5 protein-coding genes are annotated in these 5209 nt (G+C 71.6%); all 5 read left to right on the top strand.

All coding sequences use genetic code 11. The annotated features are described in order from the left end of the window. Window positions 1-374: 374 nt before the first annotated feature. The 5 genes from GX015_RS10105 to GX015_RS10085 all read left to right on the top strand — a co-directional run bounded on the left by GX015_RS10105 (window position 375) and on the right by GX015_RS10085 (window position 5157). A complete protein-coding gene (locus GX015_RS10105) occupies window positions 375-1406 on the top strand; it encodes an NlpC/P60 family protein (protein WP_366926276.1) in 1032 nt (343 codons plus the stop codon). 28 nt (window positions 1407-1434) lie between these two features. Next, the gene (locus GX015_RS10100; RefSeq protein ID WP_291344869.1) at window positions 1435-2643 is read left to right on the top strand and encodes a glycosyltransferase family 4 protein; all 1209 of its coding nucleotides are present in this window, start codon (window positions 1435-1437) and stop codon (window positions 2641-2643) included. An 11-nt stretch (window positions 2644-2654) separates the two neighbouring features. Beyond that, the gene (locus GX015_RS10095; protein ID WP_291344867.1) at window positions 2655-3095 is read left to right on the top strand and encodes an SRPBCC family protein; all 441 of its coding nucleotides are present in this window, start codon (window positions 2655-2657) and stop codon (window positions 3093-3095) included. 74 nt (window positions 3096-3169) lie between these two features. Further along, window positions 3170-4108, top strand: a complete 939-nt coding sequence (locus GX015_RS10090) for a hypothetical protein (protein WP_291344865.1) — start codon at window positions 3170-3172, stop codon at window positions 4106-4108. A gap of 59 nt (window positions 4109-4167) precedes the next feature. Then, complete coding sequence (locus GX015_RS10085; RefSeq protein WP_291344864.1) at window positions 4168-5157, top strand: ROK family protein; 990 nt, start codon at window positions 4168-4170, stop codon at window positions 5155-5157. Window positions 5158-5209 lie beyond the last annotated feature (52 nt).

Below are 5209 nucleotides of genomic sequence, written 5' to 3'. Positions count from 1 at the left end.
CCACATTCCCGCACCGGGGCCGCGGTCAAGGCCCCGCACAATGAAACAGACTCCGTAGAAGAACGAGTCAACTTCCTGCCGTTTCAGGCGGGGTCCCGTGGGAACGGGGCCCCGCCTCACGGCTTTTCCGGAGTTTTCATCGGGGGATCGACGGGCGCCCGACGGTCACTTCCGCCACAGGCGGCATCGCCTGTCACGCAGTAGGTGGGGTGTTCCGGGAATCACTCCGAAGTGATTCGCCCGGGGTCGAAAGGGTTGTTAAAGTTCACCCCGGAATGCCCACTCCACCAGGGCATGCAGCAGATTCCCGCCGGATCGCGCCCCACGCGCGGCACTCCGCCGGAATCCCGTTTTTCGAAAGGCCCTCCCGCACCGTGCAGCACCGCAGGACCCACCTCCGCCGTTTGATCGCGTCCACGACCGTGGCCGCAGCACTCGCCGCCACCGTCGCCGTCGTCCCGTCCGCCGCGGCCCAGGAGCTCACCGCCGACGGGATCATCACCGAGCTGGAGAAGCTGTCGCGCGAGGCCGAAGAAAACTCGCAGGACGTGTTGCGTCTCGACGGCGACGTCGTGAAGCAGGAAGAGCTCGTCCGCAAGCTGCAGGGCGACGTCGAGGAGGCGACCCGCGTGGCGGAGGCGTCCCGCGGCGAGCTGGACCGGCAGCGCGAGGACATTTCCCGCTTCGCCCGCCAGCGCATGCGCGGTGACGTGGTGGATCCGATCACCGCGGTCATCGGCTCGAACGACGCGCAGGATGCGCTGGATCGTTCGTCCTACGTCAACCGGCTTTCGCGCGAGAAGGAGGGCACGCTGGCGGAGGTGTCCAAGCGCCAGCGCGAGGCCGCCGATGGGTTCGCCCGTGCGGCGTCGTCGCGTGCGGCGGCGGGCGTCCAGCTGGGTGCCCTGGAGCGTCAGCGCGGCGAGCTGGAGAAGAAGTCGGGCGAGTTGGAGCGCCGCACGCAGGAGGTCCGCGACCGCGTCGATTCGCTGTCGCCGGCCGAGCTCGCCGCTTGGCGCGCCAAGGACAACCCGATCACCGAGGGCCTGGGGGAGCTGCTCGGTTCCTCGGGCGCGGTCGACGCCGCGATGACCAAGGTCGGTTCCCCGTACTCGTGGGGTGCGGCCGGCCCGGACGCCTTCGACTGCTCGGGCCTGATGTACTGGGCGTACCAGCAGCTGGGCAAGTCCATTCCGCGCACGTCGCAGGCGCAGTTGGCGGGAGGCACCCCGGTGAGCCGCGATCAGCTGCAGCCGGGCGACCTCATCGGCTTCTACGAGGGCATCACGCACGTGGGCATGTACGTGGGCAACGGCATGATCATCCACGCCTCCACGTACGGCGTGCCGGTCCAGGTCGTGCCGATCGAGCAGGGCGGCCCGTACATGGGCGCCGTCCGCTACTGACCCGTTGGCGCGGGCCGGTCGTTCGGGCATGGTCGTTCCGGGGCGGGGGACCGCGGGTTCGCTTGGCGACGGCCCGCGTGGCGGGCGCAGCCGCGTCCTCCTCATCACCAACGATTTCCCTCCCCGCCAGGGCGGCATCGAGTCGTATCTGCGGGACTTCTGCGACACGCTCGAGCCGGATTCCCTGACGGTGCTGGCGTCGACGCGGATTCCGGGGGCGGCCACTCGCGAGCATGATGCGGCGCTGCCGTATCGGGTGCATCGCCTGCGCGACCGGGTGCTGCTGCCGTTGCCCCATGTGGCGCGGGCGGCGGCGCGGATCATCCGGGACGAGGGCATCGACGTCGTGTGGTTCGGCGCGGCGGCCCCGATGGGGCTGCTGGCGCGCGCGTGCCGCCGGGCGGGCGCCCGCCGGATCATCTCCACCACGCACGGACACGAGGTCGGTTGGTCGATGCTGCCGGTGTCGCGCCGCGCGCTGCGGATCATCGGCGACGGCTCGGACGTGGTCACCTACATTTCCAAGTACACGCGCAATCGCTTCGCCGCGGCGTTCGGCCCGCGCACCGCGTTCGAGCGGCTGCCTTCGGGCGTCGACGTCGACCGGTTCCGCCCGGATTCCGACGCCGGCGCGCGCATCCGGGACCGCCACGGCATCGCCCCCGATCAGCCGCTGATCGTCTGCATTTCCCGGTTGGTGGCGCGCAAGGGCCAGGACTCCTTGATCGCGGCCATGCCCGCCGTGCTCGACCAGCTGCCCGACGCCCGCCTGATGATCGTTGGCGCCGGCCCCCACGAGAAGACGCTGCGCGAACTCGCCGCGTCCACGGGCGTTGCCGGCCACGTGATTTTCACCGGTTCCGTGCCCTACGACGAGCTGCCCGACCACTTCAACGCGGCCACCGTCTTCGCCATGCCCGCCCGCACGCGCGGCCGGGGGCTGGACGTGGAGGGCCTGGGCATCGTGTACCTGGAGGCGCAGGCCTGCGGCGTGCCCGTCATCGCCGGTGACTCCGGGGGCGCGCCGGAAACGGTCGTCGACGGCGTAACCGGGGTCGTCGTCGACGGCCGCGACGTGCCGGCACTTGCACGAGCGGTCATCGGCGTGTGCGCCGACCCCGCAAAAGCCCGGCACATGGGCGAGGAGGGCCGCCGGCACGTCGTCGAGCACTGGACGTGGGAGGTCATGGGCGCCCGACTTCGCCGGATCCTCGCAGGCGGCGGGCCCCGCAGGTAACCTCGGAGGGCATGAGCGACCGAACGCAGGGACAGATCCTGATCAACGCCCCTCGGGAGCGGATCCTCGACGTCATCGGCGACGTCCCCGCTTACCCGGAGTGGGCCACCGGCACCACGGCGGCCGAGGTCACCGAGGCCGGCGATCGTCCGCTGCGGCCCAAGCGCGCCAAGTTCACGCTGGAGACCGTGCTCAAGGACGTCTACGAGCTCGCCTACGAGTGGGTCGGCGACGGCGTGAGCTGGTCGCTGCTGTCGTCGCAGCTGCAGAAGTCGCAATCCGGCCGTTACGTGCTCACCGAGGCAGACGGCGGGGCGACGAAGGTGCTGTACGAGCTCGAGATCGTCACCGCCGTGCCCATGCTGGGCATGTTGCGGCGCAAGGCCGAGCACCGGATCGTGGACACGGCGCTGAAGTCGCTGAAGCGCCGCGTCGAGGGCCTGCCTGAGTGACCCTGGAATCCCCGCCGCCGCAGATGCCCCGGATGCCCCAGCCGCCGCGGGCGCCCCGGCATCCGATCGTGCTCGTGCCCGGGGCCCCCGGCGACCGCACCCCGGAGACCTTTCTGCCGGATGATCTGGAGTGGGCGGAAGCCGGCCCGGATCCCGTCGCCGATGCGGTGGCGCTGTTGCGAGGCATGAACGCCGACCGGTCGGCGCTGGAGGCGCTGACGGGCTTCGCGGGCCTGGAGCGGCTGCTGGTGTGGGCGAAGGCCCAGACCATCGCGGGCGCCGCCCCGGCGGGCGTGCGCATCGGCCCGACCCCGGACCGACAGATGTCGTGGCTGCGGCGCGTGCAGGGCCCGGCGCAGCTGGCGGACATCCTGGACCTGATCAATCCGCGCGTGGAGAGGCACCGCTCCATGCCGGACGTCTTCGGCGACCGTTCCCGCCGGGCCCGCATGCTGGAGGAGCTGTGGTCGTGGGGGCAGTCGTGGCAGCGGATCGTTGAGGCCGGGGGAGTCCATCTGCGCACCGGCGGCGCGGTCGATCCCCGGGTGGCCGTCTTGGCGACGTGGATCGGCGTGGTGGTCGACGACGTGCCCGACCCGCCGCGGCCCCGGCTGACCATGGCGGACCTCGGCGTCGGCGGCGACGGTGCGCGCCTGTACCGCATGCGCGTGCGCGCGCCCTTGCTTTTGGCGTTCCCGGAGTTCGACGGCGGCGCGTCGCGCGCCGATTCCGGCGAGGTGGGCGAGGGGGCTCGCGAGTCGGCCCGTCGTCAAGCGTTTTTGCTTGACGACGGCGCGGATCCGGCCGATTTCCCCGAATCCGCCGTCAGCGTCGAGACGACTGCGGCGGGCGTGGTGGCCCAGGTCGCCGGGTATTCGAGGCGGTTTCCGGCCCCCGCGATCCTGTCGGTCTGCGAGCAGGAGAAGGTGCGGGTGACGCCTCCGGATACGTGGGAGTCCGGCTGGGGGGATATTCTTGTCTGGTTCCGCGCCGATCCAGCGCGGCTGCCCTGACCTGCCGCGCCACCGATTCGGCCCCGCCCGACCCGGCCACCACCCATGAGGAGCCCCACGTGACGATCCCGCCACGAGCCACGCCCGAGGGGCCGACCATCAGCTTCGACATCGGCGGCACGCACCTGCGCGCGGCGGTGGTCACGGCCGACGGTGCGGTGATCGACCGGGTGCAGAAGTCCTCCAACGGCACGGCGGAGGCGCTCGAGGACGGCATCGTCGAGATGACCGCCGAGCTGCTCGTCGATCATCCCGATGCGGTCGCCGTCGGGCTCGCCGTCGCCGGATTCCTGGATTCGGAACGGCGCGTGGTGCGATTCGCGCCGCACCTGCCGTGGCGCGATGCCGACGTCGCCGCGCGGCTGGGGGAGCGGCTGCCGATCCCCGTGAGCCTGGAGCACGACGCGAATTCCGCGGCGTGGGGCGAATACCGCTTCGGCGCCGCCCGCGGCGCGCGCGATTGGGTCCTGTTCGCCCTGGGCACCGGCATCGGCGGCGCGATGATGAGCGGCGGAAAGATCTTCCGCGGCGCCTATGGCACCGCCCCCGAGTTCGGGCACCTCACGGTCGTGCCCGGCGGGCGCCCCTGCTCCTGCGGCAAGCGCGGCTGCCTGGAGCGCTATTGCTCGGGCACCGCGCTGGCGGCGACGGCACGGGAGCTGGCCACGACCGGACGGTTCCATGGCACGCTCGCCGAGTCGTGCATCGACGGCACCGCCACCGGCTCCGACGTGATGCTCGCGGCGCAGACCGGAGATCCCCTGGCGGTGGCCGCAGTCGGCGATTTCGCCGACTGGCTCGGCCGGGCCCTGGCGCTGGTCTCCGACGTCTTCGATCCCGAGCTGATCGTCCTCGGCGGTGGCGCCGCCCAGGCAGCCGACCAATACCTGGACCGGAGCCGCGCGGTGTTCGCCCGGGAGATCACCGGTGCCGGCCACCGCCCGCTCGCCCGCATCGAGGTCGCCCGGCTCGGCGCCGACGCGGGGATGATCGGCGCGGCTGATCTGGCGCGCGCCGAAGCTGAGGGTAAAGTTAGCGACCGTGAATAACCCCTGGTACAAGTTCTTCAAGTTCGTGCTCATCGGCCCGTTCCTGCGCGTG

The sequence above is a fragment of the Corynebacterium sp. genome (assembly GCF_012837295.1).
GTDB lineage: Bacteria > Actinomycetota > Actinomycetes > Mycobacteriales > Mycobacteriaceae > Corynebacterium.
Note: the sequence above shows the minus strand (reverse complement) of the source record. Positions and strands in the feature narration are given on the sequence as shown.